The organism is Nonomuraea sp. NPDC023979 (genome assembly GCF_040639085.1).
Classification (GTDB): Bacteria; Actinomycetota; Actinomycetes; order Streptosporangiales; family Streptosporangiaceae; genus Nonomuraea; species Nonomuraea ceibae.
The window spans coordinates 90,087-112,317 of the sequence record NZ_JBEZZG010000033.1; the positions used below are offsets into that span (position 1 = coordinate 90,087).

Genomic DNA, 22,231 nt, shown 5'->3' on the forward strand with positions numbered 1-22,231 from the left:
CAGGCGGCCCCGCAGGGCGGCGGCCGGGCTCCTGGGGGTGGCTACGTCCCGCAGCGGCGGGTGGCTGGGGCGGTCCCGTGTGGCAGGGCCACGGGGGACGGGGTCAGGGGCGGCGGATGATGGCCGCCGCGGCGGCGACGTTGATGACGACGATGGCGATCCAGGTGATCAGCAGGCCCGCGATGCCCGCGCTGCCGGCCGCGATCGCCGTCAGGGGGATGCCGATGCCCATCGAGCCCAGCGCGACGGGGATGATGCCGGTGCCGCTGGGCTTCTGCTTGGGCGGCTTGCGGGGGGCGACGCCCTGATACTGCAGCTCGGCGGCGACGCGGGCGGCGATCGTCGCGTCGATGCGCTCGACCAGCGAGTCGACCAGCGCGGCTTCGTATTCGGGCCCGAGGTCGCGGCGGGCGTCGAGCGTCGCCTGAAGATCTTCGCGCATGGGACTCGTCTCTCGCATGCTGGCCATCCTGCACTCCGGGCGGCGCGCCGTCATCAGACCTGAGAGCCATCTTCGCCTCATCCCCAGGTACGGTGCTGCCATGGAGATCATGACGGCGCGGGGCCCGGCGCGCGTCGAGATCGACGAGGCGGAGCGCGCCCGGGTGCTGCTGGTGCTGACGCACGGGTCGGCCGGGGGAGTCGACGCGCCCGACCTGCTGGCGGTGCGGGACGCGGCGCTGGGGGCGCGGGCGCACGTGGCCCGGGTGACGCAGGCGTTCCGGGTGGCGGGGGCGCGGGCGCCGGGGTCGGCGGAGCGGCAGGACGAGGCGTGGCTGACCGTGCTGGGGGAGCTGCGGGCGCGCTGGCCGGAGCTGCCGCTGGTGCAGGGCGGGCGGAGCAACGGCGCGCGGGTGGCGTGCCGGACCGCGAAGGCGGCGGGGGCGGCGGCGGTGGTGGCGCTGGCGTTCCCGTTGCACCCGCCGGGCAGGCCGGAGCGTTCCAGGGCGGAGGAGCTGCGGGGCGCCGGGGTCGACGTGCTGGTGGTGAACGGGGACCGGGATCCGTTCGGGGTGCCGGAGGCGGCGGACGCGGCGCGGCTGGTGGTGCTGCCCGGGGAGGGGCACGACCTGAAGAAGGACCCCGCCCGGGTGGGTGAGGTGGTGGCCGACTGGGTGAAGCTCTACTGGAGGTAGCTGGGGCCCCGGCCCGTGAGGGGCCGGTGGCCGCATGAGGAGCGTGCGGTCAGGCCGCGCCGACCATGGGTTCGGGCCGGTGCGGGGCGATGGCGGTGCCGCCAGGAAGGAGCTCCCCGGTGTCCTCGAACAGGACGACGCCATTGCAGAGGAGGCTCCACCCCTGCTCGGGGTGCCAGGCCAGGGTGCGTGCGGCCTCGCGGTCGGGCGCCTCGGCAGACGGACAGGCCGGGTCGTGCGGGCACATCGGCGTGCCTCCGATATCTCGTGGGTGGCTCCCGGTGGGGGCGGGAGCGGCTCGGGTATTCGTTTCCAGCAAGTGTGCGACGTATGTCACATGTTCCGACATAGTCCGTTAGGACGGTTGGAGGAGGATGCACTTTGGCGTGTGACCTTCGACACAGCGTGCCTTATGCAGGATAACGGTCCAAGCGAGACACGCACACTACGTTTCCAAGCCTCGGAGCAATGCGTCGAGACCGCGTTCGAAGTCGGCGTCGGCCCGTTCGTCGCGCCGGATCCACTCGTCCGCCTCGGGGTCGGCCCAGCCCGACTGCTGCACCTCGACCGCCACGCTGCCGAACACGAACGCCCGCAGCGACCGTACGGCGTCGGCCGCGTCGGGCAGGCCCGCGTCGGCGAGCTGGGAGATCTGCTCGCCGATCGCCACGGCGGTGCCGCCCTTGGGCGGCTTGGTGAGCGCCAGGGCCAGCACGCCCGGGTGGTCGCGCAGGACCTCCCGGCTGGCTCGGCACCACGCCCTGGCGGTCTCCTGCCAGGTGCCGGCGGGCTCCACCTGGACGGCGGTGACATGCTCGGCCAGCGCGTCCATCAGCGCCTCCTTGCCGCGGGGCAGGTGGTGGTAGATGGCCATCGCCTCGACCTCCAGGGCGTCGCCCAGGCGGCGCATGGTGAGCCTGCGCAGGCCCTGGGTGTCGGCGATGTGCAGCGCGGCCTCGATGATCCGCTCGCGCGAGAGGGGGACGGGTGGTCGCTTGGCGGGCATGGAGATCATCTTACTATGTAAAGGGCGCCGGCCGGGGGACGTCCGGTTGCCGGGCGTGGCGCCGGACGGCGTACGCTTGTCGCTGGTAAGAGCCGACAGTGCTGACGACAGTGGTGAAGGGCAGAGTTCGATGGCGTTTTTCCGTCCGCGGGTCAGCCGCGAGGCCGAGGTCCGCTTCCACGCGGATGTGGAGATCTCCAAGAGCTACCCCGCGCTGCTCGACAAGGCCCGTGAGGCCGAGAGCACGCTGCGCGACCTGCGGGCCGCCGACGCCGACGACGTCGAGCTGATGGCCGCCGGGATCGCGTTCGACCAGGCGCTGACCGAGGCGCTGCGCGCGGCCGAGGCGGGCCAGCGGGCGACGTTCGGCGTCAAGGCCTACGACGACCGGATCGCCCGCCGCAAGGCCAAGGCGACGCCGGCCGGGGCCATGTGGACCGCAGAGGTGGAGCGGCTGCGCACGCTGCGCGAGAACAACCGCATGTGGGGCATCCCGCGCGTCCCCCGCCCGGTCCCGGCCGTCCGCTGACGCTTCCGCAGACATGAGAAAGCCCCGGCCGGGTGGCCGGGGCTTTTCCTGGTGGGTGGCGGGTCAGCTGGCCCAGTCGAGCAGCGGGCGCGTGTTGCTGGGGTGGCGCAGCTTCGACAGCGACTCCTTCTCCAGCTGCCTGATGCGCTCCCGGGTCAGGCCCATGTGCTTGCCGATCTCGTCGAGCGTGTGCGGCTTGCCGTCCACCAGGCCGAACCGCAGCGCCATGATCTTGGCCTCGCGCGGCGACAGGTTCTGCAGCACGCCCCGGAGCTGGTCGCCCAGGAGCTGGCGGTCGACGATCTCCGACGCCTCCGGCGAGTCGACGTCCTCGATGAGGTCGCCGATCGTGGTCTCGCCGTCCTCGCCGATGGTCGCGTTCAGCGAGATCGGCTGGCGGCTGGTGCGCAGCAGTTCCTCGATCTGGTCGGGCGTCTTGTCCAGCTCGACGGCCAGCTCCTCCGGCGTGGGCTCGCGGCCCAGCCGCTGGTGCATGTCACGCTCGATGCGCGACAGCTTGGAGAGCATCTCCAGCACGTGCACGGGCAGCCGGATGGTGCGGGCGGAGTCGGCGAAGCCGCGCTGGATGGCCTGCCGGATCCACCACATGGCGTAGGTGGAGAACTTGAAGCCCTTGGTGTAGTCGAACTTCTCCACGGCCCTGATGAGGCCCAGGTTGCCCTCCTGGACGACGTCCAGCAGGGACATGCCGCGGTCGGTGTACTTCTTGGCCACGGACACGACCAGCCGGAGGTTGGCCTCCAGCATGTGGTCCTTGGCGGCCTTGCCGTCCTCGACCACCATGAGCAGGTCGTCGCGGGCGGCGGGGGACAGGTCCTCGCCGATCTCCAGCTTGTACTCGGCGTACAGCCCGGCCTCGATGCGGCGGGCCAGGTCGACCTCCTGCGCGGCGGTGAGCAGCGTGCGGCGGCCGATCGACTTGAGGTAGGTGTGCACCGAGTCGCCCATGACCGACTGGTTGTCGTCCAGGTCGAGGGGCTCGCTCTCCAGCTCGGCCTCCTCGGCCTGCAGGACCAGCTCGTCGGGCACATCCTCGTCGCCGGTTTTTGCGTTGGCGGCCCCGGAGTCGGTAGTCTCGGGACTCGAAGCCTTCTTCCTGGTGGAGCGCTTGGCGGCGGGCTTCCTGGCGGTCTTCCGGGCCTGGGCGGGCGCCTTGGCGGGCGGCTCGTCACCGGCGGCCAGGCTCACCCCGGCGTCGGTCAGCTCGCGCAGGATCGACCTGCCCTCGGCGGGGCTGATGCCCGCGTGGGCGAATGCGTCACGCAGGTCCGCGAGAGAGAGGTGACCCTGGGCTCGCCCTCGGTCAATCAGCTGCTCGAGGGTTGCGGGTGGGGTCGCCACGGCGGTTCGGGGCATGAGGACACCTCCTCCAACGGAGTGGAAGCGATTCTGGGCGTTTTGGGTGGGGCGGCCCGGCTCCGGCCGCACGACTCACCAGTATCAATAACGCCGATCCGCGCTATTTGTTCCCGAGGGGTGAAAAACGCCCAAAAGGGTGACCGGTGGCGCTATTCGGCCAGCTCGAACTCTCCCTGCCTGACCTCCGGCATGGGCATCGGGTTGGCCTCCTCCAGGCGATCGTCCGTCCAGTAGCGGATGACCTCGTCGGGATCGGGGTTGACCTCGCTGGTCACCACGAGACCGTCGTCCGAGGGCCGCGCCGAGGGAAGCCCGGTCGGAGATGTGGACGGGGTGGGCTGCGCGGGCTGCACCACCGACTTCTCGATCACGGCCCGGGTCTGCCTGGCCTGGTCGAGCCTGCCCGCCGAGGCGGCCGCCGCGACGGAGACGCCACCGGCGATGATCACGCCGACGGCCACCGCGGATGCCCACATCTTGCGGGTCTGGTCCATGAACACTCCCTCCGTCTCTTCCCCACTATGACGCACGCACAAGTCATCAGGTTCCGGACTTGAGGCGGATCAGGTCGGTCTTCCCGTTCGCCAGCAGGGGCATGCTCGGCAGGAGCCGCAGGTCACGCGGCACGGCGTACGGCGGCAGCCGGTCGGCGCAGTAGGCCCGCAACTGGGCCAGCGTCGGCGGCGCGGCGGGGTCGGCGGGCACGACGGCGGCCACCACGAGCTCGCCCCACTCGGGGTCGGGGCGGCCCACCACGGCCACGTCGGCCACTCCGGGATGGGCGCCGATGACGGCGGCCACGGACGCGGCCGGCACCTTCTCGCCGCCGGAGTTGATGACGTCGTCGGCCCGGCCCAGCACGCGCAGCCGCCCGTCCGCCAGCTCGCCCAGGTCGGAGGTGACGAACCAGCCCCCGTCGAGCGGGCTCCCGGCACGGCCCCGGTAGCCGGAGAACAGCACCGGCCCGGACACCTCGATCCGCCCGTCCTCGCCGACCCGCACGTCCACGCCGTCGAGGGGCGCGCCGTCGTACACGCACCCGCCGCTCGTCTCGCTCATGCCGTACGTCGTCACCACCCGCGCGCCGAGCGCGGCCGCCTCGGCGAGCAGCCCCGGCCGGGGCGCGGCCCCGCCGAGCAGGACGGTGCGGAACCCCGACAGGTCGGCCCGCATCTCGACCAGCCGGTGGAGCTGGGTGGGCACCAGCGACACGTGGTCGGCGCCCGACTCCAGCACCGCCACCGGGTCGAAGCGCTCGTGCAGGATCGGCTCGCTCTCGCACAGCAGCGACCGGACGAGCACCTGGAGGCCGGAGACGTGGGAGACGGGCAGGCAGCACAGCCACCGCTCGCCCCTGGACGCGCCCAGGCGGCGCAGCGAGGCCGCCGCCGAGGCGCGCAGCGCGGCGGCGGAGAGCATCACGCCCTTGGGGGTCCCCGTGCTGCCGCTGGTGGCGATGACCACGGCCACGCCGGCAGGCACCCCGGCGCCGCCGGCGAGCCGCGCGCCGCCCGCGTGGGTGGGGCGCAGCGCCTCGACCGCGGCGGCCTCCTGGCCGGGGATCAGGGGCAGCACCGCGGGGCCGTCGCCGGACAGCGCGTCGCGGACCGCCGCGAACAGCCGCGGCCCGGCGGGCAGCGCGACCGCGTGCAGCGGGCGGTCCGGATGCGACGGGTTCCTCCACATGCTCGTAAGGTTAATGGCGTCAGATCGGGCAGCGGCGCAGGGAGGGTCGTGACGCGTTCTCCCGTGGTCTTCCGGATTCCGATGCGCACCAGGTTCCGGGGACAGACCGTCAGGGAAGGGGTGCTGCTGCACGGACCGGCGGGGTGGGGCGAGTTCTCGCCGTTCCCCGAGTACGGGCCGCGCGAGTGCGCCCGGTGGCTCGCGTGCGCGCGGGAGGCCGCCTTCGACGGCTGGCCCGCGCCGGTACGCGACGCGGTCCCGGTCAACGCCACCGTGCCGGCGGTCGGGCCGGAGCAGGCCCACGACCTCGTCCGGCGTTCCGGCTGCGGCACCGCGAAGGTCAAGGTGGCCGAGCCGGGGCAGCCGTTCTCGGCGGACGTGGCGCGGGTGGAGGCCGTGCGTGACGCGCTCGGCCCCTCGGGGCGGGTCCGGATCGACGCCAACGGCGCCTGGGACGTCGGCGAGGCCGTGCGGCGGCTCAAGGAGCTCGACCGCTTCGGGCTGGAGTACGCCGAGCAGCCGTGCGCCACGCTGGAGGAGCTGGCGGCCGTGCGGCGGGCCTGCGACGTGCCGATCGCGGCCGACGAGTCGATCCGCCGCGCCGAGGACCCGCTGCGGGTCAGGGCGGCGGAGGCCGCCGACATCGCGGTCGTCAAGGTGCAGCCCCTGGGAGGCGTGCGCGCGGCGCTGAGGGTAGTGGAGGCGTGCGGGCTGCCGGCGGTGGTGTCGAGCGCCGTGGAGACCTCCGTGGGGCTGGCCGCGGGCGTGGCGCTGGCGGCGGCGCTGCCGGAGCTGCCGTACGCGTGCGGGCTCGGCACGATGTCGCTGCTGTCGGGCGACGTGGTGGCCGATTCGCTCGTCCCCGAGGGCGGGATGCTGCCCGTACGCCGCCCGGATGTAAGTTTTGAGCATTTGTCGGATTTTGAGATTGATTGTCCGTCGTGGCTACGCCGGATGCAGGAGGCGTCACTGTGAACCCCGCTACCGCGCTGGCCACGGTCCTGGTCGACGAGCTGGTGCGCTGCGGCCTGACCGACGTGGTGATCGCGCCCGGCTCCCGCTCCGCCCCGCTCGCCCTCGCGCTGCACGCCGAGTCGCGCGTGCGCCTGCACGTGCGCATCGACGAGCGCTCGGCCTCGTTCCTGGCGCTGGGCCTGGCCAGGCGCTCCGAGCGGCCCGTCGCGCTGCTGTGCTCGTCCGGCACCGCCACGGCCAACTTCCACCCCGCCGTCATCGAGGCGAGCGAGTCGAACGTGCCGCTGCTCGTGCTCACCGCCGACCGCCCGCCGGAGCTGCGCGGCACCGGCGCCAACCAGACCATCGACCAGCTCAAGATGTACGGCACCGCGACCCGGTGGTTCGCCGAGGTCGGCGTGCCGGAGGAGCGGCCCGGCCAGGTGGCCTACTGGCGGTCGCTGGCCTGCCGCGCCTACCAGCGGGCGGCGGGCCCGGCCGACCCCGGGCCGGTCCACCTGAACCTGCCGTTCCGCGAGCCGCTGATCCCCGACGGCGACGACTCCTGGTGCGAGCCGCTCGACGGCGGCGCGGCCGGGCCGTGGGTGCGCGCCCGCGTGGCGCCGCCGCCCGTCGCCCTGCACATCGCGCCCACCCGGCGCGGCGTGCTCGTGGTCGGCGACGGCGCGGCCAACGTGCGCCGCTACGTGGCGGCGGCCGGGATGGCCGGCTGGCCGGTGCTGTCGGAGCCCAACGGCGGCGGACGCTATGGCGACCACGCCATCTCCACCTACCACTACCTGCTCGGCATGCCCGAGTTCGCCGACTCCCATCGGCCCGACGTGGTCGTCACGCTCGGCCGGCCCGGCCTGTCCCGGCCGCTGCTGTCGTGGCTGAAGCGGGCCGAGGAGCACATCGTGGTCTCGCCCGGCCTCGACCGCTGGCCCGACCCCACCCGCTCGGCCACGCAGGTGGCGCAGGCGGTGGAGATCCCGGTCGCGGCCGGCGACGACAGCTGGCTGCACGCCTGGCGGCAGGCCGACCAGGCGGCGCGCACGGCGCTCGACGACGTGCTCGACGGCTCCGGGCTGAGCGAGCCCCGGCTGGCCCGCGACCTGGCGGACGGGCTGCCCAACGGGTCGCTGCTGTTCTGCGGGTCCTCCATGCCGATCCGCGACCTGGACCAGGCGATGCGGCCCAGGCGCGGCATCAGGGTGCTGGCCAACCGGGGCGCCTCCGGCATCGACGGGCTGGTCTCGTCGGCGATGGGCGCGGCGCTGGCCCACAACGGGCCCTCCTACGCGCTGCTCGGCGACCTGTCGTTCCTGCACGACCAGAACGGGCTGATCCTCGGGCCGCGCGAGCCCCGGCCTGACCTGTGCCTGGTGGTGGTCAACAACGACGGGGGCGGCATCTTCTCGCTGCTGCCGCAGGCGGCGGTGCGCGACCCGTTCGAGCGGGTGTTCGGCACGCCGCACGGGGTGGACCTCGGCTACGTGACGGCCGCGACCGGGACGCCGTACACGCTGGTGCAGGACATCTCGGAGCTGCCGAAGGCGCTGCGCGGGCAGGGGCCGAGGGTGGTGGAGGTGCGCACCGACCGCGAGGCCAACGCGATCGTGCACGGCCACCTGCGCGAGGCCGCCCAGGAGTCGATCGCGACCTACCTCAAGGAGCTGTGAGCCCGCTTCCGGAGGGTCGGGGGCTGTGACCGCCTCCGGCCTCCGTGGGGTCAGGGGGCGGTGAGGCCGTCGTAGGGGCCCGGCGGGGCGCCGGCCCAGGCCGGAGGCAGGAGCTGGGCGTCGAGGCCGGTGATGCGCAGCAGGCGGGCCAGCGACGCCGGGACCTCGGCCAGGACCAGCGCGGTCCCGGCCGACTCGGCGTGCAGCCGGGCGGCCACCAGCGCGCCCAGCCCGGCCGCGTCGGCGAACGTCAGCCCGCTCAGGTCGAGCACCACCTCGCCGGGCCCGCGCGCGGCGGCCTCGCGCAGGCGGGCGCGCAGCAGGGGAGTGGTGGCGATGTCGAGCTCGCCCGAGACCACGACGGTCACGCGGCCGTCACGGAGGGTGGTCGTCAGGTGGAAGTCCATGGGCGTTCGCCGTTCTCGTGCCGGGGTGGAGAAAGGGCGGCCAGGCGAAGAATACTCCACGTCGCGCCGTGGTGACAGAATGAGACCTATCCGTAGCCATCCGCGGTCACCGTTCGATGAGCGTGACCTCCAGCGAGTAGTGCGAGGCCCGGTAGACGTGCGAGCCGTGCTCGACCGCCCGGCCCTGGTCGTCGTAGGTGGTGCGGATCATGGTCAGCAGCGGGGCGCCGCGCCGTTCGTCCAGCAGTCTGGCGTCGGCCTGGTTGGCGGCGCGGGCGCCGATGCGCTGGTTGGCCACCCGCATCCGCACCCCGGCGCCGCGCAGCAGCTCGTACAGGCCGCGCACCTCCAGGTCGGCGGCGGTGATCTGGGCCAGGCCGATGGGCAGCCAGTTGTGCATGAGCGCCAGCGGCTCGCCCGCGGCGAAGCGGAGCCGCTCCACGTAGAGCACCTGGCTGCCGGGCTCGACGCCGAGGATGGCCGCGATCTGCTCCTCGACCGGGCGGGGCTCCAGGGTGAGCACCTGGGTGGCGGGCTCCTGGCCGGAGCGGCGCAGGTCGTCGTAGAGGCTCGTCAGCTCGACCGAGCGCTTGACCTGGCCGTGCACGACCTGGGTGCCGACGCCGCGCTTGCGCACGAGCAGGCCCTTGTCGACGAGATACTGGATCGCCTGGCGGATCGTCGGCCGCGACAGCCCGAGCTTGTCGGCCAGCAGGATCTCGTTGTCCAGCCGGGATCCGGGCGCCAGGTCGCCCCGCCGGATCGCTTCGGCGATCTGCTCGGCCACCTGGAAGTAGAGCGGCACGGGGCTGGATCGATCCAGGTCGATCGCCAGTTTCGCGGTCATGCTGATCAGCTTAACCGAGGTCAGAATGTCCAGACAAATGCTCGCCGGACAGGAGTGCGGGCAGCTCGGCGAGCGTGGTGATGCGCGGGAATCCCGCGGGCGGCGGGGCGACGCCGAGGCGGTCCAGCCAGACCGAGCGCATGCCGGCCGCGGCGGGGCCGGTGACGTCCTTGGCCACGTCGTCGCCGACGAGCAGCACCTGCTCGGGCGGCAGGCCGAGCGCGGCGGCGGCCCCGGTGTAGCAGGCGGGGGCGGGCTTGTAGCAGCCGTCCAGCACCTCGCCGGTCAGCACCGGGCCGACCTGCCCGGCCAGGCCGATCGCGCGGACCTTGGCCTCCTGCATCTCCTGCGCGCCGTTGGTCAGCACGCCCAGGCGGAACCCGCGCAGCGCGGCCACGGCCGCCGCCGCGTCGGGGTAGGCGCGCCACGCCTCGCGGTAGCGGCGCGCGTACGAGGCGAAGGCCGTGTCGGGGTCGTCCGGCAGGTCCAGGCCCAGCTCCGCGCAGAGCGCCCGCACGCGGCGGCGGCGCTGCTCCTGCCAGGAGCACTCGCCCGCGTGCCAGGCCGCCAGGTGCGGCTCCTCCAGCGCCTCCCACAGCCGGGCGGCCTCGGCCAGGCGCGGGTGGCCGGGCGCGCGCTCGGCCACCCAGGCGGTGATGCCGGCGTCGGCGGCCGCACGGTGGTCGAGCAGCGTGCCGTCGAGATCGAACAGGACGCCCCGGACCGCGCTGGTGATCACACCGTCATCCTGCCACCGGGCCGCTCCCTCGGCGATGCTCGCCCGCCTGCCGGACGTGGTCGATCATGAGGCGTTCGGCGGCCGGGCCGTCGCCGGCCTCCAGGGCGGCCAGGATGCGCTCGTGCGCGTCGAGCTGGCGGGCCGCCTGGCCGGCGTCCAGCCACAGCGAGACGCCGGGCGGCACCGGGAAGCTGTTGCGCACGGCCCTGGCGTGCTGGCCGAGGAAGGCGGGGCCGCCGATGTCGGCGATCCGCAGGTGGAAGTGCCTGCTCTGCTCGGCCAGGCGGTCGAGCCTGCCCTCGGCGGCGTCGCGGGCCATCGCGGCGTGCAGCTCGCGCAGCCAGGCCAGGTCCTCGGCGGTGACGCGGGCGGCGGCCAGCCGGGCGCCCAGGCCCTCGACGACCGCGCGCAGGCCGTAGAACTCCTCCAGCGCGTCGTCGCCCAGGTCGACGACGGTGGCGCCGTGGTGCGCCTCGTAGCTGATCAGCCGGTCCTTCTCCAGGCGGCGCAGCGCCTCGCGCACCGGCGTCACGGAGACGCCGAGCCGCTTGGCGAGCGCCCCGGCGCGCAACGCGGTGCCGCCGGGGATCCGGGCCGTGCGGATCTCCTCCAGCAGGACGCTGTAGACGTAGTCGGCCTTGCTCATGGGCGGCCGGGGCTCGGTGGTCATGTGTTCCTCAGGGCCGGCGGAATTGACCTATGACATATTTCTTATAACTTACAGAACTATGACAAGCCTCGCAGACCTTCGGGTCATCGACGCCGCGACGCTGTTCGCCGGGCCCTCCGCCGCCATGATGCTCGGCGACTTCGGCGCCGACGTCGTCAAGATCGAGCACCCGCGCCGCGGCGACCCGTCACGGGGGCACGGGGCGTCGGCCGGCGGGGTCGGGCTGTGGTGGAAGTCGCTGTCACGCAACAAGCGGGCCGCCGCCGTCGACCTGTCGCGGGCCGAGGGGCAGGAGATCCTGCGCCGCCTGACCGCCCGCTCCGACGTGCTGGTGGAGAACTTCCGCCCCGGCACGCTGGAGCGCTGGAACCTGTCGCCCGAGGATCTGATCGCGGCCAACCCGAGGCTGATCGTGGCCAGGATGACCGGCTTCGGGCAGAGCGGGCCGATGGCCGGGCGGCCCGGGTTCGGCACGCTGGCCGAGGCCATGAGCGGCTTCGCCGCGATGACCGGCGAGCCGGACGGGCCGCCCACGCTGCCGCCGCTCGCGCTCGCCGACGGCATCGCCGGCCTGGCCATGAGCTACGCGATCATGGTCGCGCTGCACGCCCGCGAGCGCACCGGGCGCGGCCAGGTGATCGACATGGCCATCATCGAGCCCATCCTCGGCCTGCTCGGCCCGCAGATGACCGCCTACAAGGCGCTCGGCGTGGTGCCGCCGCGCACCGGCAACCGGTCCAGCAGCAACGCCCCGCGCAACACCTACCGCACCCGCGACGGCCGCTGGCTGGCCGTCTCCACCAGCGCGCAGCCCATCGCCGAGCGCGTCGTCACCCTCGTGGGCCGGCCCGACCTGGTCGAGCAGCCGTGGTTCGCCACCGGCGCGGGCCGGGTCCAGCACGTCGACGAGCTCGACGAGGCCGTCGCCGCCTGGATCGGCGAGCGCGACGCCGCCGAGGTCATCGCCCGCTTCGAGGAGGCGCAGGCGGCCGTCGCCCCCATCTACGACGTCACCGACATCGCCGAGGACCCGCAGTACGCGGCGCTCGGCACGTTCGTCGAGGTGCCCGACGAGGAGCTCGGCTCGGTCGTCATGCAGAACGTGCTGTTCCGGCTGTCGGACACGCCGGGCGAGGTGCGCTGGCCGGGCCGCCGCCTGGGCCGCGACACCGACGAGGTGCTCGGCGAGCTCGGCTACGCCGCCGCCGACCTGGCCCGGCTGCGCGAGAGCGGGGTGATCGCGTGACGGCCCCGCCCGTGCCGCCGCCCGTGACGCCGCCCGTGACCTGGCTGTACGTGCCGGGCGACCGGCCGGACCGGTTCGCCAAGGCCGCCGCGTCCGGTGCCGACGTGGTGATCATCGACCTGGAGGACGCCGTCACGCCCGCCCGCAAGGACGAGGCCCGCGCCCACGCCGTCGCCTACCTGCGCGGGCGTCCCGGCGACGGCGCGGTCCACGTACGGATCAACGACCTGGCCACCCCGCGCGGGCGCGACGACCTGGAGGCGGTCGGCGGCCTGGCGGGCGCGGTGCGGCTGCCCAAGGTGGAGCCCGGGACCCCGCTGGAGCTGGTGGAGCGGCTGGGGGCGCGGGCGTACGCGCTGCTGGAGTCGGCGGCGGGGATCGCGGGGGCGCGCGAGATCGCGGCTCATCCGAGCGTGGCGGGGGTCGCGCTCGGCGAGCAGGATCTCGCGGCCGAGCTGTCGATCACCGACGAGGGCGCGATGAACCACCTGCGGATGCGGGTGGTGCTGGCCGCGGCCGCGGCCGGGCTGCCGCCGGTGCCGATGTCGGTCTACCCGGACGTGCGCGACGAGGCCGGGCTGCTGGCCTCGTGCGCGGCCGGGCGGGGGATGGGCCTGTTCGGCAGGACCGCGATCCACCCCCGGCAGATCCCGGTGATCCGGCGGGCCTTCCGGCCGGGCGAGGAGGAGACCGCCAGGGCCGCCGAGATCGTCCGGGCCGCCGAGGAGGCCGAGGCCGCCGGGGCGGGCGCGGTGGCGCTGCCCGACGGCCGGTTCGTCGACGCGCCGATCGTCGCCCGCGCCCGCCGCACCCTGGAACTGGCCGCCCGGCTCCGCGACGACCTGCCCTGACGGCGGGCCGGGGTCAGGGCGTCCAGCGCGCGGAGAGCTCCTCGTCGGCGGCGGGCGGGCCGGGCAGCTCGCGGTGGGCCGGCGGGATGCGCAGCGAGTCCATCATCAGGGCCAGGTAGCGGTGGCGGAGCTGGGAGGTGCGCTCCTCGTCGCCCAGCTTGATCGAGGCGATCTGCTCGAACAGCAGCGCGAGGTCGGCCACCGTCACGTCGGGCCGCAGCACGCCCGCCTCGACCGCCCGGCGGTGCACCTCCTCGGCCACCTCGGCCGAGCGCACCGCGTCGTGGTAGAGCTCCTCCGTGGGGTGGAAGGTGCCCGCCAGCTTGATCGTCAGCGAGTTGGTGTCGGCGTCCACGATGCCGCGCATGTAGCCGGCGAACGCCTCCCACGGGTCGCCGTCGTCGGCGAGCGCCCGCTCGGTCACGGCGATGTAGAGCTTGAGCCCGTCGCCGCAGAGCTTCTGCAGCAGCGCCTCCTTGCTGGGGTAGCGCCGGTAGAGGGCGCTGATGCCGACGCCCGCCCTCTCCGCCACGGCCGCGATGGGGGCGCCCGGGTCGGCGGTGAAGACCGCCCTGGCCGCTTGGAGGATCAGCTCGTCGTTCCGTGCGGCCTGCGCCTTGCGGCCGCTCATGGGTGCGGTGGTCATGACCCCATCATACGGGAACGTACAATTCCGTTCTGACTCGCATGGCCGCTTGGTCCGCATGTCTATACATAGAGTTGATATTGAGGTACAACCGGGGCGAGGCCGTTGCTCATGGAGGTGTCCGATGAGACGAACCCCGATCGTGCTGGCCCTGGCGAGCGCGCTGGCGCTGAGCGGCTGCTCGGCGCCGGCCGGACAGCGGACGCAGGAAACGGCGGCCGCGACGGCGCCCCCCGCGTCCGGCGGCGGCAGCTACGCCGTCATCACCCACGGCGCCCCCGGCGACTCCTTCTGGGACGTGGTCAAGAACGGCGCCGAGGCCGCCGGCAAGCAGTACGGCGCGCGGGTCACGTACCAGGGCGACGGCGACCCCGCCAAGCAGTCCCAGCTCATCGACCAGGCGGTGTCGGCCAAGGCCGACGGCGTCGTGGTCTCCATGGCCAACCCCGACGCGCTGCGCGAGTCCATCGGCAGGGCCGTCGCGGCCGGCATCCCGGTCGTCACCGTCAACTCGGGCGCCGGCGAGTCCAAGGCGCTCGGCGCGCTCACGCACGTCGGCCAGTCGGAGGACGTGGCCGGGCGCGGCGCGGGCGAGCAGCTCAAGGCCGCCGGCGTGACCAAGCTCCTGTGCGTCATCCACGAGGCCGGCAACGTCGGGCTCGACCAGCGCTGCAAGGGCGCCGAGGAGACGCTCGGCGGCGCCGTCGAGCGGCTGCAGGTCGACATGAACAACCTGCCGGACGTGACCTCCAAGGTCGCCGCCAAGCTCCAGTCCGACCAGCAGGTCAACGGCGTGCTCGCGCTCAACCCGGCCGTCGCCGTCGCCGCCCGCGACGCCATCAGGGACGCCGGGTCGCAGGCCAAGCTGGCCACCTTCGACCTGTCGGCGGACGTGGTGACCGCCATCGGCGACGGCGAGATCCTCTTCGCCGTGGACCAGCAGCAGTACCTGCAGGGCTACCTGCCGATCGTCTTCCTGCACCTGTACAAGAACAACCTCAACACCGTCGGCGGCGGCCTGCCCGTCAACACCGGCCCCGGCTTCGTCACCAAGGACAACGCCCAGCAGGTGGCCGAGCTGGCCGGGGCGGGCACCAGGTGACGGACGAGCGGCTGGCCCGCGCCGGCGTGCTGCGCCGCCTGCTGATCCGGCCCGAGCTGGGCGCGGTCGTCGGGGCGATCGTGGTGTTCGCGTTCTTCGCCGCGCAGTCGCCCGTCTTCCGCTCGCTCGACGGCGTCGCCAACTGGCTCGACCCCGCCTCGACGCTCGGCATCATGGCGGTGGCGATCGCGCTGCTCATGATCGGCGGCGAGTTCGACCTGTCGGCGGGCGTGCTCACCGGCACGACCGGGCTGATCCTGGTCACGCTCGCCACCGAGTACGGCTTCCACGTGTGGCCGGCCATGCTGGTCAGCCTCGTGGTCGCGCTGGCCGTCGGGCTGCTCAACGGGCTCATCGTCACCCGCACCCGGCTGCCCAGCTTCATCGTGACGCTCGGCACGTTCCTCATGCTCCAGGGCGTCAACCTGGGCGTCACCAAGGCGCTCACCGGCACCGTCCAGGTCGGCGGGCTGCGCCAGGCCGGCGGCTACGCCTCGGCCCAGGCCGTGCTCGGCGGCACGGTCGAGGTCGCCGGCACCCCGTTCCGGGTGGCGGTCCTGTGGTGGCTGCTCGTCACCGCCGCCGCCACCTGGGTGCTCATGCGGTCACGGCCCGGCAACTGGATCTTCGCGGTGGGCGGCGACGAGCGGGCCGCCCGCGCCGCCGGGGTGCCGGCCGCCCGCACGAAGATCGCGCTGTTCATGACGACGGCGTTCGCGGCCTGGCTGGTCGGCTCCATGCTGGCGCTGCGCTACACGTCCGTGCAGGCCAACATCGGCATCGGGCAGGAGTTCATCTACATCATCGCCGCCGTGATCGGCGGCTGCCTGCTCACCGGCGGGTACGGCTCGGCCGTCGGCGCGGCGATCGGGGCGGTGATCTTCGGCATGGCCGACAAGGGCATCGTGTTCCTCGGCTGGGACGCCGACTGGTTCAAGTTCTTCCTGGGGGCCATGCTGCTGCTGGCCACGCTGGCCAACCGCCTGGTCCGGCGCTACGCCGAGGAGGTGCGGCATTGATCCTGGAGACCCGCGGCATCGGCAAGTCGTTCGGCTCGGTGCTGGCGCTGCGCGAGGTGTCGATGGGCGTCGAGGCCGGGCAGGTCACCTGCGTGCTCGGCGACAACGGCGCCGGCAAGTCGACGCTCATCAAGATCCTGGCCGGGGTGCACCGGCACGACTCGGGCGCGCTGCTCGTCGACGGGGCCGAGGTGCGCCTGTCCGGGCCGCGCGACGCGCTGGAGCGCGGCATCGCCACCGTCCACCAGGACCTGGCGATGATCCCGCTGATGTCGGTGTGGCGCAACTTCTTCCTCGGCGCCGAGCCGCGCCGGGGCCTGGCCTTCGACGTGCGCACGGCGCGGCGGGTTGCCAGGGAGGAGCTGCGCGCGATGGGCATCGACATCCGCGACGTGGACCAGCCGGTCGGCACGCTGTCCGGCGGCGAACGGCAGTCGGTGGCGATCGCCCGGGCGGTCCACTTCGGCGCGCGGGTGCTCATCCTCGACGAGCCCACCTCGGCGCTCGGCGTCAAGCAGGCCGGGGTGGTGCTGCGCTACATCGCGCGGGCCAGGGACCGGGGGCTCGGCGTGGTGTTCATCACGCACAACCCGCATCACGCCTACCCGGTCGGCGACCGGTTCCTGCTGCTCAAGCGGGGGACGAGCCTGGGGGAGTACGCCAAGGCCGACATCAGCAGGGAACGGCTGACCGCGCTGATGGCCGGTGAGGCGGAGCTGCGGGCGCTGGCCCACGAGCTGGAACGGGAGTGAGATCTACGTTGTAAAGGCGCCCGGCCGGACGAATACCCTTACGGTGACAAAACACCAAATATCACCGATTAGGGAGCTGTTTCGTGTCTCGTGAAGCCGTGTGGGCCGTCATCTCCGCGATGTACGCGGCCTATACCCGGGGGGACCGCGCGGGGATCGACCGCCTGCTGCATCCGGAAGCCACGATCTTCGACTCGGCCGCGCCCGACCTGATCACCAGCAGGCAGCAGCTCGACAAGGTACGCGACGCCCGGCCCGCCGACGGCCCCGGCGAGACCGGCCTGCACGCCTACGACGAGGTCGTGGACGTGTGGGGCGACACCGCGCTGGCCCGCTACCTGCTGCGCGTGGACTACGCCTCCGGCGAGCACGAGATCGTCAGGACGACCAGCGTGCTGCGCCTCGTGGAGGGCTCCTGGCTCATCGTGCACGTCCACGAGAACACCATCTGACCTGCGCGTATCCTGATACGGCAAGGCGGGGCGCACAGGCCGGGCGGCACGGCCCGGGCGGCGCGCACAGGAGAGCGGTGAGGGGGCGGCCCTATCGTGCGGCAAGACTTCACGCCCCCCTCCGAGGAGCCCCCATGACCGCCGTCGAGCAACGGACGCTGCCCATCGGCGCGGCGTTCGACCGGATGCCGTTCACCCGCAGGCACGTGCTGATCGCGCTGGCCCTGTTCATCGCCTTCGTGATCGAGTCGTGGGAACAGCTCGCGCTCATCTACGTCGCCGGCGACCTGGGCGCCCAGTTCGGCGTCGACGAGGCGGGCATCGGCCTCGTGCTGTCGGCCGTGGCCTTCGGCATGATCCCCGGCGTGCTGATCTGGGGGCCGGTGGCCGACCGGATCGGGCGCAAGCCGGCCGCGTTCTGGTCGCTGCTGGCCTACGGGGTGGTCGCGTTCGCCTCGGCGTTCTCGCCGAACCTGGAGACGCTGGTCACCCTGCGCGTCGCCTCCGGGCTGGCGCTGGCCGGCGTCTACACGATCACGTTCCCGTACTTCCTGGAACTGCTGCCGACCCGGCACCGCGGGCGGGCGGCGGTCTACCTGTCGATCGGCTGGCCGATCGGCATGCTCGCGGCGATCGGCGCGTCGGTCGCGCTGGGCTCGCTCGGCTGGCACGTCGTGGTGATCGCCAGCGCGGCGGCCGGGCTGTGGGCGTTCGCGATCCGGGCCTGGGTGCCCGAGTCGCCGTACTGGCTGGCGGCGCGCGGACGCCAGGAGGAGGCGCGGGCGGTGCTGCGCTCGCTCGGCAGCGCCGACGCCGACGCGACCTTCACCGTCTCGGCCACCCGGGTGGGCAACCCGCTCGACCTGTTCCGCGGGCGGCTGGCCCGCATCACCGTGCTGATGCTGGTGCTGAACTTCGCGTTCAACTGGGGCTACTGGGGGCTGCAGACGTGGCTGCCGACGCTGCTGCAGGAGAAGGGGCTCAGCCTGTCGGCCTCGCTCGGGTTCGCGGCCCTCAGCGCCGTGATGATGATCCCCGGGTACGTGAGCGCGTCGCTGCTGACCGGGCAGTTCGGGCGCAAGAAGGTCTTCCTCGTGTACGTGGTCGCCGCCGTGCTGGGCGGGCTCTGGTTCGCCACCGCCGGGTCGACCGTGGAGCTCTACCTGGGCAACTTCGTGCTGGCGTTCTTCAGCATGGGCGCCTGGGGCGTCTGGAACACCTGGAACGGCGAGTTCTACCCGACGGCGCTGCGCGGCACCGGCTACTCGTGGGCGACGGCCGCCCAGCTCGTCGCCACGGCGGCGGCCCCGTCGGCCGTGGGCGCGATGCTGGCCGGGGCGACCGGGTTCACCGCGACCATCCTCATCATCAACGCGTTCATGGTGGTGACGGCGCTGCTGGCGGTGCCGCTGCCGGAGACGGAAGGGCGCGAGCTGGAGTGATCCTGGGCGTCTGTCTCGGACGGCCGCCGTCGCCGGTGACGGTGGCCGTACGGGACGGCGTGCCCGTTCCCGCCCCCCGGGCCGCCCGGGGGGCCCGGGCCGTGTGCGTGGCCGTCGACCTGGACGGGGCGCCACTGGCCCCGGTGGCGGCGATCCGGGTGGGCGGCCCGTGCCCGGAGGTGCTGAAGCCGCTGGTGGGATGGCCCGAGGGGTCCGGCGTGGCGGCGATCGTGCGGGGCGGGCACAGCCTGACCGGGCGGCCGCTGGCCCCGCTCGACACCGAGGCGGTCCGGCGCTTCGCCGAAGGGTGCGGGCTGAGCGACTTCGCGGTCACGGCGACGGGCTCGCCGGTGCTGGCCGATCACGAGCTGGCCGTCGCCTCGATCGTCGCCGAGGCGGTGCCGGGGGCGCGGATCACGCTCTCGTATGAGTTCGGTGGCCGTGGGCTGCGCGAGCGGGAGCACGACGCGATCCTCAGCGCCGCGCTGGGCCCGCACGCCGGGCGGGTGGCCGACGAGGTGGCGGGCCGGTGGCCGGGCGTGCCGGCGTACTTCGCGCGTTCGGGCAGCGGCCTGGTGTCGGCGCACTACTTCCGCCGCTACCCGCTGGCGTGCCGGGCCGGGGCGACGGCGGCGCGCGGCCGGGGGACGGCGGCGGGGCTGGCGGGCGACGCGGCGGCCGCCTTCGGGGCGACGGCCGGCGGGCCGGAGGCGCAGGTCGAGCGGATCGTGCGGGCGCTGGGGCGGGCCGAGCTCGACCGGGCGCTGCGCGACGCCGAGGACGAGGTGCTGACCCGGGTCGTCAGCGCGGGCGCCGCGCCGGGGTCGGCGCGGGTGGTGGAGACGACGGTCAACCCGCTGTCGTATCTGCCCGACGGGCTCTACCGGGTCCGCGTGACCGCCGAGGGGGCGACGCCGTGACATCACCCAGCACGACGGGTTCCGGCGCCGCCGGGCGGATCGGCGCGGCGGAGCTGGCCGCGTACGTGGCGGGGTCGCGGCTGTTCGCCACCGGGGCCGCCGAGTCGGCGTTCAGCCTGGCGGCCGACTGGGCGGGATCGGTGATCGGCGACGGCGTCGAGGTGGTGGCCGCGGGCGACCTGCCGCAGGACGTGCGCTGCGTGGCCGTGAGCCTGGTCGGCTCGACGACCGCGCTGGGCGAGCTGCTGCCGTCGGGCGACGAGCCGGCGCGGGCCGTACGGGCGCTGGAAGGCCGGCTGGGCGGGCGGGCCGGGGCCGTCGTGGCGCTGAACCTGGCCGCCGAGAACGCGCTCATCCCGCTCGTGGCCGCGGCGGCGCTCGGGGTGCCGCTGGTCGACGGCGACGGGACCGGGCGGGTGTTCCCGCTGGTGGAGCAGACGACGTTCGCGCTGGGCGGGGTCCCGGCGACGCCGCTGGCGCTCGCCGGGGCCTCCGGCGAGGTCGTGGTGATCGACACCGCCGCCGACCGGGTGGAGGAGCTGCTGCGGCCGGTGGTGCTGTCCGTGGGCGGCTGGGCGGTGACGGCCTGCTACCCGATGTGCGCCGGCGTGCTGGCCCGCGTGCTGGTGCCCGGCACCGTGAGCCGGCTGCTGCGCGCCGGCGCGCCCGGGACCGCCCGCGCGGTGGCGGCGCCGTACGGGGTGCGGACGCTGTGCCGGGGCCGCATCCTGGCGGTCGAGGGCAGCACCGGGCACGGGGCCGAGCTGGCGCTGCCGTCGCTGCCGTCGAGCATCGTCGTCCGGGAGTCCGGCGGCCTCGGGCGGCTCGTCCGGCTGGAGGCGCACAACGAGATCGTCCTGGCGCTGGCCGACGGCGCGGCCGTGGCGATGGCGCCGGACCAGATCTGCATGATCGCCGCGGACGGCGGGACGGTGGTGGACGTGGACAAGGCGGCTCCCGGCATGGAGGTGGAGATCATGGTGGTGCGGGCGGCCCCGGTCTGGCACACCGGCCCCGGCCTGGCCCTCGGCGGGCCGCGCGCGTTCGGGCTGCCGCTGTGAGCGCGGCAGGCCGGGTGGGGTCCGGGTGGGAGGCCCCGGTGACGGTGGCCGAGCTGGTGGACGCCGGGCCGCTCGCGGGGGCGCGCATGTACGGGACCGGCGAGAACCCCGTGCACCGGGTGCGCATCGTGGACGAGCTGTCGGTGCTGTCGACGGTGACGCCCCACACGGCGGTGGTGCTGATCGGCGCGGCGGCCGGCGGCGGGTGGGCCGTGGAGATGGCCATGCGCCGGGCCTGGGAACAGGCGGCGGCGTGCGTGATCGCGCCCTCGGGCGGGCTGAGCGCCGGCTCCGGGGCCGTGCTGGCGGAACGGCTCGGCGTGACGTTGATTTTCGTGGACGAGGACCCGCTCGTGACCGCCGTACGGGTCGCGTCGGCGGCGTCGCGTCCCGAGGCGGCGCGCACGCAGCTCGTGGCCAGGTGCGCCACCCGGCTGGCGGAGGCGGGCACGTCGGCCCGGCGGGTGCTGGGCGTGCTCAACGCCGAGCTGCCGGGCACCTCGGTCGCCTTCGTGGACCCGTACGGCCAGCTCCTGGCGGGACGCGCCGCCGGGGCGGCGGGACACCGCCCGCGCGACGGCGGCCCGGCGCCCGAGGGGCGGGCCGGTGGCGGGGTGCTGGCGGAGGTGGCGGTGCCGGACCGCGACGGGGACGCGCTGGGGACGCTGGTCGCGGGCGGCGCGGCGCGTTCCCCCGGCTGGCCGTCCGTGGTGCGCGCGGTGCTGGGGCTGGCGGTGGCGCCGCTGGTGGCCTGGGCCGCCGCCGAGCGCCTGTCGGCCTCCCGTGACTTCGTCCACCAGGAGTCCCTGGCCGAACGCCTCCTGGCCCGGCACGCCCGCCCCCTGGAGGAGGGACACGGCCATGCACCGGAGAGCCCGCGGACGGCGGACGGCGAGGAGCCGGACGAGGTGCGGGGGCGGGCGGCGGCGCTGGGGTGGGCGGTGCGGGGGCCCGTGACCGGGTTCCTGGTGCTGCCCGCCGACGGGGTGACGGGGGCCGAGGCGGCGGGGCGGGCGCAGGCGGTCATCGCCGCCACCGTCGGGGAGGCGCCGGTGCTGCGGCGGGGCGGCGGCTGGGCCGGATGGTCGGCGGCGGCGCCGGACGAGCTGGCCGGGCGGCTGGCGCGGTGCGTGGCGGCGATGCCGTGGCCGTGCGCCGCCGGGGCCGGGGCCGCCGCCGTGGGGCTGGACGGGGTGGGGGAGTCGCTGCTGGGCGCGGAGGCCGCGGCGTTCGTGGCCGGGCCGGGCCGGGTGGCGCGGGCGGACCGGATGGGGCCCGCCGAACTGCTCGGCGCGCTCCCCGCCGGGGTGCTGAAGGCGCCCGCCACGGTGGTCCTGCGCCCGCTGCTCGCCGTGGACAAGGACGGCAGCCTGCTGGAGACGCTGGCCGCCGTCCTCGACGAGGGCGGCGCGCTGCGGGCGGCGGACCGGCTGGGCGTGCACCGCAACACCGTCACCGCCCGGCTGGAACGGGTCCGGGCGGCGGGCTTCGACCTGGAGGACCCGGCGTCACGGCTGGCCCTCCAACTCGCCTGCCACGTCGTGCTGCGCTGACCGGCCCCCCGCCGGCCTGGGTCAGGGCGGGCCGAGGTCGCCGGGAAGCCCCGCGTGGAAGGCGCGCTCGTACGCCTCGGGGGTGAGTGCCGCCCTGACGGCCCGCGTGACGCGGTCGACGTCGGCGCGCTCGGCCGGGGGCAGCGGGGCG

At 74.4% G+C, this 22,231-nt stretch carries 25 protein-coding genes; 14 read left to right on the forward strand and 11 right to left on the reverse strand.

The window, feature by feature from the left end; genetic code table 11:
• Positions 1-103: 103 nt before the first annotated feature.
• Positions 104-460, reverse strand: coding sequence for a hypothetical protein (locus tag AB0G11_RS39055; protein ID WP_357591683.1), 357 nt, complete (start codon positions 458-460; stop codon positions 104-106).
• 82 nt (positions 461-542) lie between these two features.
• Between AB0G11_RS39055 and AB0G11_RS39060 the strand changes: the two genes are divergently transcribed.
• On the forward strand, positions 543-1,136 hold the full coding sequence (locus AB0G11_RS39060; RefSeq protein ID WP_219510458.1) for an alpha/beta family hydrolase: 594 nt from the start codon (positions 543-545) through the stop codon (positions 1,134-1,136).
• Positions 1,137-1,185: 49 nt separating this feature from the next.
• Here AB0G11_RS39060 and AB0G11_RS39065 read toward each other — a convergent pair whose 3' ends face one another.
• Both AB0G11_RS39065 and AB0G11_RS39070 read right to left on the reverse strand, forming a co-directional pair.
• Positions 1,186-1,383 (reverse strand): DUF5999 family protein, encoded by a 198-nt coding sequence (locus tag AB0G11_RS39065; RefSeq protein WP_219510457.1) that lies wholly within the window; start codon positions 1,381-1,383, stop codon positions 1,186-1,188.
• Positions 1,384-1,581: 198 nt separating this feature from the next.
• Positions 1,582-2,142: a TetR/AcrR family transcriptional regulator C-terminal domain-containing protein gene (locus tag AB0G11_RS39070; protein WP_219510456.1), complete on the reverse strand. Its 561-nt coding sequence runs from the start codon at positions 2,140-2,142 to the stop codon at positions 1,582-1,584.
• 130 nt (positions 2,143-2,272) lie between these two features.
• Here AB0G11_RS39070 and AB0G11_RS39075 point away from each other — a divergent pair, with 130 nt between their 5' ends.
• Positions 2,273-2,671: a hypothetical protein gene (locus AB0G11_RS39075; RefSeq protein ID WP_219510455.1), complete on the forward strand. Its 399-nt coding sequence runs from the start codon at positions 2,273-2,275 to the stop codon at positions 2,669-2,671.
• Positions 2,672-2,734: 63 nt separating this feature from the next.
• Here AB0G11_RS39075 and AB0G11_RS39080 read toward each other — a convergent pair whose 3' ends face one another.
• The 3 genes from AB0G11_RS39080 to AB0G11_RS39090 all read right to left on the reverse strand — a co-directional run bounded on the left by AB0G11_RS39080 (position 2,735) and on the right by AB0G11_RS39090 (position 5,737).
• Positions 2,735-4,048: an RNA polymerase sigma factor gene (locus tag AB0G11_RS39080; protein WP_219510454.1), complete on the reverse strand. Its 1,314-nt coding sequence runs from the start codon at positions 4,046-4,048 to the stop codon at positions 2,735-2,737.
• 152 nt (positions 4,049-4,200) lie between these two features.
• Positions 4,201-4,545 carry a hypothetical protein gene (locus AB0G11_RS39085; protein ID WP_357591685.1) on the reverse strand — a complete coding sequence of 115 codons (345 nt, stop codon included), beginning with the start codon at positions 4,543-4,545 and terminating at the stop codon, positions 4,201-4,203.
• Positions 4,546-4,591: 46 nt separating this feature from the next.
• Positions 4,592-5,737 (reverse strand): AMP-binding protein, encoded by a 1,146-nt coding sequence (locus tag AB0G11_RS39090; RefSeq protein WP_219510451.1) that lies wholly within the window; start codon positions 5,735-5,737, stop codon positions 4,592-4,594.
• Between the two features lie 48 nt (positions 5,738-5,785).
• Between AB0G11_RS39090 and AB0G11_RS39095 the strand changes: the two genes are divergently transcribed.
• A complete protein-coding gene (locus tag AB0G11_RS39095) occupies positions 5,786-6,712 on the forward strand; it encodes an o-succinylbenzoate synthase (protein ID WP_308126022.1) in 927 nt (308 codons plus the stop codon).
• A complete protein-coding gene (menD, locus tag AB0G11_RS39100; protein WP_219510449.1) occupies positions 6,709-8,373 on the forward strand; it encodes a 2-succinyl-5-enolpyruvyl-6-hydroxy-3-cyclohexene-1-carboxylic-acid synthase in 1,665 nt (554 codons plus the stop codon). The genes AB0G11_RS39095 and menD overlap by 4 nt, the downstream gene beginning before the upstream one ends.
• Positions 8,374-8,423: 50 nt before the next feature.
• Here menD and AB0G11_RS39105 read toward each other — a convergent pair whose 3' ends face one another.
• From AB0G11_RS39105 to AB0G11_RS39120, 4 genes are all read right to left on the reverse strand, one after another.
• Complete coding sequence (locus AB0G11_RS39105) at positions 8,424-8,780, reverse strand: STAS domain-containing protein (RefSeq protein WP_357591687.1); 357 nt, start codon at positions 8,778-8,780, stop codon at positions 8,424-8,426.
• Positions 8,781-8,886: 106 nt separating this feature from the next.
• The gene (locus AB0G11_RS39110) at positions 8,887-9,627 is read right to left on the reverse strand and encodes a GntR family transcriptional regulator (RefSeq protein WP_357591689.1); all 741 of its coding nucleotides are present in this window, start codon (positions 9,625-9,627) and stop codon (positions 8,887-8,889) included.
• A 10-nt stretch (positions 9,628-9,637) separates the two neighbouring features.
• Positions 9,638-10,366, reverse strand: coding sequence for an HAD family hydrolase (locus AB0G11_RS39115; protein ID WP_357591691.1), 729 nt, complete (start codon positions 10,364-10,366; stop codon positions 9,638-9,640).
• A gap of 4 nt (positions 10,367-10,370) precedes the next feature.
• Positions 10,371-11,036, reverse strand: a complete 666-nt coding sequence (locus tag AB0G11_RS39120) for a GntR family transcriptional regulator (protein WP_246646161.1) — start codon at positions 11,034-11,036, stop codon at positions 10,371-10,373.
• 58 nt (positions 11,037-11,094) lie between these two features.
• On the opposite strand from AB0G11_RS39120, the gene AB0G11_RS39125 reads away from it, so the two are divergent.
• Positions 11,095-12,282: a CoA transferase gene (locus AB0G11_RS39125; RefSeq protein WP_219510444.1), complete on the forward strand. Its 1,188-nt coding sequence runs from the start codon at positions 11,095-11,097 to the stop codon at positions 12,280-12,282.
• The gene (locus AB0G11_RS39130; protein ID WP_357591693.1) at positions 12,279-13,133 is read left to right on the forward strand and encodes a CoA ester lyase; all 855 of its coding nucleotides are present in this window, start codon (positions 12,279-12,281) and stop codon (positions 13,131-13,133) included. The genes AB0G11_RS39125 and AB0G11_RS39130 overlap by 4 nt, the downstream gene beginning before the upstream one ends.
• A 13-nt stretch (positions 13,134-13,146) precedes the next feature.
• On the opposite strand, the gene AB0G11_RS39135 is transcribed toward AB0G11_RS39130, so the two are convergent.
• On the reverse strand, positions 13,147-13,779 hold the full coding sequence (locus tag AB0G11_RS39135; protein WP_246646160.1) for a TetR/AcrR family transcriptional regulator: 633 nt from the start codon (positions 13,777-13,779) through the stop codon (positions 13,147-13,149).
• Between the two features lie 124 nt (positions 13,780-13,903).
• Here AB0G11_RS39135 and AB0G11_RS39140 point away from each other — a divergent pair, with 124 nt between their 5' ends.
• The 8 genes from AB0G11_RS39140 to AB0G11_RS39175 all read left to right on the forward strand — a co-directional run bounded on the left by AB0G11_RS39140 (position 13,904) and on the right by AB0G11_RS39175 (position 22,080).
• The gene (locus AB0G11_RS39140; protein ID WP_357591695.1) at positions 13,904-14,881 is read left to right on the forward strand and encodes a sugar ABC transporter substrate-binding protein; all 978 of its coding nucleotides are present in this window, start codon (positions 13,904-13,906) and stop codon (positions 14,879-14,881) included.
• Entirely contained in the window at positions 14,878-15,900 is a 1,023-nt protein-coding gene (locus AB0G11_RS39145; protein ID WP_357591697.1) for an ABC transporter permease, read from the forward strand. Before AB0G11_RS39140 ends, AB0G11_RS39145 begins: the two co-directional genes overlap by 4 nt.
• Positions 15,897-16,652, forward strand: coding sequence for an ATP-binding cassette domain-containing protein (locus AB0G11_RS39150; RefSeq protein WP_219510438.1), 756 nt, complete (start codon positions 15,897-15,899; stop codon positions 16,650-16,652). The genes AB0G11_RS39145 and AB0G11_RS39150 overlap by 4 nt, the downstream gene beginning before the upstream one ends.
• Positions 16,653-16,735: 83 nt before the next feature.
• Positions 16,736-17,104 (forward strand): nuclear transport factor 2 family protein, encoded by a 369-nt coding sequence (locus AB0G11_RS39155; RefSeq protein WP_357591699.1) that lies wholly within the window; start codon positions 16,736-16,738, stop codon positions 17,102-17,104.
• Between the two features lie 134 nt (positions 17,105-17,238).
• Positions 17,239-18,546 carry an MFS transporter gene (locus AB0G11_RS39160; RefSeq protein WP_357591701.1) on the forward strand — a complete coding sequence of 436 codons (1,308 nt, stop codon included), beginning with the start codon at positions 17,239-17,241 and terminating at the stop codon, positions 18,544-18,546.
• Positions 18,543-19,466 carry a hypothetical protein gene (locus AB0G11_RS39165; protein WP_357591703.1) on the forward strand — a complete coding sequence of 308 codons (924 nt, stop codon included), beginning with the start codon at positions 18,543-18,545 and terminating at the stop codon, positions 19,464-19,466. Before AB0G11_RS39160 ends, AB0G11_RS39165 begins: the two co-directional genes overlap by 4 nt.
• A complete protein-coding gene (locus AB0G11_RS39170) occupies positions 19,463-20,527 on the forward strand; it encodes a DUF917 domain-containing protein (RefSeq protein WP_357591705.1) in 1,065 nt (354 codons plus the stop codon). Before AB0G11_RS39165 ends, AB0G11_RS39170 begins: the two co-directional genes overlap by 4 nt.
• Positions 20,528-20,565: 38 nt before the next feature.
• Positions 20,566-22,080: a helix-turn-helix domain-containing protein gene (locus AB0G11_RS39175; RefSeq protein WP_219510432.1), complete on the forward strand. Its 1,515-nt coding sequence runs from the start codon at positions 20,566-20,568 to the stop codon at positions 22,078-22,080.
• Positions 22,081-22,231 lie beyond the last annotated feature (151 nt).